5 protein-coding genes are annotated in these 3,736 nt (G+C 65.3%); all 5 read left to right on the plus strand.

Annotation, left to right across the window (positions count from 1 at the left end):
• Positions 1-638: 3'(2'),5'-bisphosphate nucleotidase CysQ (locus EOA78_RS35165; protein WP_164784108.1), on the plus strand; the 638-nt coding region annotated here is incomplete at its 5' end.
• Between the two features lie 76 nt (positions 639-714).
• Complete coding sequence (locus EOA78_RS35170) at positions 715-960, plus strand: DUF4170 domain-containing protein (protein ID WP_029354097.1); 246 nt, start codon at positions 715-717, stop codon at positions 958-960.
• Between the two features lie 5 nt (positions 961-965).
• Positions 966-1,754 carry a lysophospholipid acyltransferase family protein gene (locus tag EOA78_RS35175; protein ID WP_127320282.1) on the plus strand — a complete coding sequence of 263 codons (789 nt, stop codon included), beginning with the start codon at positions 966-968 and terminating at the stop codon, positions 1,752-1,754.
• Positions 1,751-3,067, plus strand: a complete 1,317-nt coding sequence (gene waaA, locus EOA78_RS35180) for a lipid IV(A) 3-deoxy-D-manno-octulosonic acid transferase (RefSeq protein ID WP_127320284.1) — start codon at positions 1,751-1,753, stop codon at positions 3,065-3,067. The genes EOA78_RS35175 and waaA overlap by 4 nt, the downstream gene beginning before the upstream one ends.
• 1 nt (position 3,068) lies before the next feature.
• Positions 3,069-3,736: tetraacyldisaccharide 4'-kinase (gene lpxK / locus EOA78_RS35185; RefSeq protein ID WP_127320286.1), on the plus strand; the 668-nt coding region annotated here is incomplete at its 3' end.

Here is a 3,736-nt window from a genome sequence, read left to right on the forward strand (position 1 = left end):
ACGCGTATCTGCGCGAAACCTTGCTTGCAGCGCGGCCGGACTATGGCTGGCTGTCGGAGGAGACGGCCGACGATCCGGCAAGGCTTGCCGCCCGCCGCACCTTCGTCATCGATCCGATCGACGGCACGCGCGGCTTCCTCGAAGGCCTTCGCTCCTGGTGCGTCAGCGTCGCGGTGGTCGAAGACGGTCGCACCCTTGCCGGCGTTCTCGAATGTCCCGCCACCGAGGAGACCTATTGGGCGCTGCCCGGTGAGGGGGCGTTCCTGAATGGCGGTCGCATTGCCGTGCGCCGCCCGGCAGCAATGGTCGAAATCGGCGGGCCGAAGCCATTGATAGGGCTGATGCCGGCGGAATGGCAGGGCCGGCTGAGCCGCGTGCCCTATATTCCCTCGCTCGCATACCGGCTGGCGATGGTCGCCAGTGGCAGGCTCGACGCGACCTTCGTCAAACCCAACGCCCATGACTGGGACATCGCCGCGGCGGATCTCATCCTGCGCGAGGCCGGCGGCGCATTGCTCGACCAGAATGGCCGCGCACCGCGCTATGCCGGCGAAGTGATCCACCACGGCGCGCTCGTTGCTGGCAGCGGCGAACTGCTCGCCGTGCTCTCCGGCATCATCGCAGGGCTGGACGGTTGAACATATCATCAATGGTTCCAAAGTCGGCGGCTTTGGTCTAGACCTGTCACAAACTCACGATATGTGAAGGACCGACATGACCGCGGAAGACGGAAAGAAGCAGCTTTTGCACCTGGTGTTCGGAGGCGAACTGAAGACGCTGGGCGGGACAGAATTCCGTGATCTCGACGCGCTCGACATCGTCGGCATCTATCCGGATTATCAATCCGCGCAAACGGCGTGGAAAGCCAAGGCCCAAGCCAGCGTGGATAACGCCCACATGCGTTATTTCGTCGTTCACCTGCACCGGTTGCTCGACCCCGACAACAAGGCCGCCGGTTGACATTGATGGATCATGAAGCCGTGAAAGGGCCGACCACGAGGTCCGCGGCAAGGGGGCGCCGCGGTGGCACCTCGAAGACATTCTGGCGCAAAATACGCGAACCGCTGGCGCAATCGCGATTCGTCAAGAACGCCATCGCCAGCCTATTTGCGCAGTTCGTTCGCATCATCCGCCTGACCAACCGTGTCGTCGATGGGTCGGCGCAGATATCGGGCGGCGCCCACTCGCAGTTCGAACCCATCATCATCGCGCTATGGCACGGCCAGCATCTTCTGACTCCGGCATACTATCCCAAAGGACGGCCGCTGGTCGCCATGGTGTCGCGTAGTGCCGATGCCGAGCTCAACGCACTGATGATCGAGAAATTCGGCATCGAGGCGGTTCGCGGCTCGGGCGGACGCGAAAGCTCGAAGCGTCGCGACAAGGGCGGCGCCAAAGCGCTGATTGCCCTGAAAAAGTCACTCGCCACCGGCAAGAACGTCGCCATGATCGCTGACATTCCGCATGGCACGCCGCGCGATGCGGGGCTTGGTATCGTTCTCCTGGCGCGGCTTTCGGGCCGACCGATCCTGCCCGCCGCCATCGCCACCAGCCGCCGCAAGGTGCTGGAACGCAGCTGGGACAAGACCACGATCAATCTACCGTTCGGGCGCTCCTCGATCGTCGTTGGAGCGCCGGTGTTCGTTCCGGCCAATGCGGATGAGGCCGAAATGGAACGCAAGCGCCAGGAGGTCACGGCCGCGCTCAACGCCGCGACCGCCGAGGCCTATCGCCTCGTGGATGGCTCAAAATGAGCGAGCGCTGGGCGCGCACTTTCCTGACGGCGTATCGTTTCGCAGGCGCAGTTGCCTACCCGCTGATCGGACCCTATGTCGCCTGGCGCACCTCCAGGGGCAAGGAGGACCGAATTCGCCGGCGCGAACGCTATGGCATCGCCGGGCGCGAGCGCCCCGAGGGACCGGTGATCTGGATCCACGCGGCGAGCGTCGGCGAGACAATCGCCGTCGTGCCGCTGGTCGAGAGCATCCTCGACTACGGCGTCAACATCGTGCTGACGACGGGGACTGTCACCTCCGCTCAGGTTGCCGACGAACGGCTCGGCGATCGTATCATCCACCAATATGTGCCGCTCGACCTCAAGCCGGCGGTCAGCCGCTTCCTCGACCATTGGCGGCCGGATCTGGCGATCATCGCCGAATCGGAGATCTGGCCGATGACCATCCTGGAGCTCGGCGCGCGCCGTGTGCCGCAGGTGCTGGTCAATGGCAGGCTGTCGGACCGTTCGTTCAAATCCTGGAAGAAACGCGCCAACATCGCCGAGGCGCTGTTCGAGAATCTCGCCCATGTTGTCGCCCAGTCGGATGTCGACGGCGAGCGCTTCCTCTCGCTCGGCGCCCGGCCGGTCACCGTATCCGGCAATCTCAAGGTCGACACCACGCCGCCGCCGGCCGATGAAAGGGCGCTGCACACGCTGAAGCGCCAGATCGGCGCCCGCCCGACCTGGGCGGCGATCTCGACCCATGACGGCGAGGAGGTGGTCGCTGCCGAGGTTCACGCGATGCTGCACAAGCGTCACCACGGTCTTCTGACGATCGTCGTGCCGCGCCATCCCGATCGCGCCGAAGCGCTTGCCGCGCAGATTTCCGGCATGGGCCTGAAAGTCGCTCGGCGCAGCAAGGGCGACCGGATCATCGCCGATACGGACATTCTGCTGGGCGACACGATGGGCGAGATGGGGCTTTATCTCCGGCTGACAGAAATCGCCTTCGTTGGTCGTTCGCTCACCTCGGAGGGCGGCCAGAACCCGCTGGAGCCGGCCATGCTCGACACGGCGGTGCTGGCCGGCCGCAATGTCCAGAATTTTCGCGAAACCTATCAGCGCCTGCTCGACAGCGGCGGCGCCAAGCTGGTGCGAGACCGCGACATGCTGGCCGGCGCCGTCAATTTCCTGTTGAGCAACGAGGTGGCTCGCCATGAGATGATGGCGGCCGGCGCGGCGACCGTCGACGAGATGCGCGGCGCGCTGGCGCTCACGTTGAAGTCGCTCGAACCCTACATTCAGCCGTTGGTCGTAAAGTCGCGCCTCAAGGGCGCCAACGGCCGCTAAGATGGCCAGCGAAGCGCCCCCCTTCTGGTGGGAAGAACCGGACTGGCGGGCGCTGGCGCTGGCGCCGCTGTCCGCGATCTATGCGCTCATTGCCGGCCGCCGCATGCGCTCAGCAGCGCGCGAAAAGGTCGAGGCGCCGGTGCTGTGCGTCGGCAACTTCACCGTCGGCGGCACCGGCAAGACGCCGGTGGCGATCGCCCTTGCCCGGCAGGCCAGGCGCATGCAGCTCAATCCCGGTTTCCTGTCGCGCGGCCATGGCGGCTCCTTCGCGCAGCCGCATGTCGTCGATCCGCATCATGACGCCGCCAAGCATGTCGGCGACGAACCGCTGCTTTTGGCCGAGCACGCGCCGGTCGCAGTGACGCCGAACCGTGCCGCCGGCGCGCGCCTTCTGCTGGAAAAGCATGGCTGCGATTTCCTGATCATGGATGACGGTTTCCAGAGCGCACGCATCCATATCGACTATGCGCTGGTCGTCGTCGATGCACGCTACGGCGTCGGCAACGGCCACGTCATTCCTGGCGGTCCGCTCAGGGCTGATATCGTCGACCAACTGGTTTTCACCAGCGGGCTGCTGAAGATGGGCGAGGGCCTTGCTGCCGATGCGGTCGTCCGCCAGGCGGCGCGTGCCGGCCGGCCGATCTTCGAGGCGCGTACACGGCCAAGCAG

This window comes from Mesorhizobium sp. M5C.F.Cr.IN.023.01.1.1 (assembly GCF_003997585.1).
Classification (GTDB): Bacteria; Pseudomonadota; Alphaproteobacteria; order Rhizobiales; family Rhizobiaceae; genus Mesorhizobium; species Mesorhizobium wenxiniae.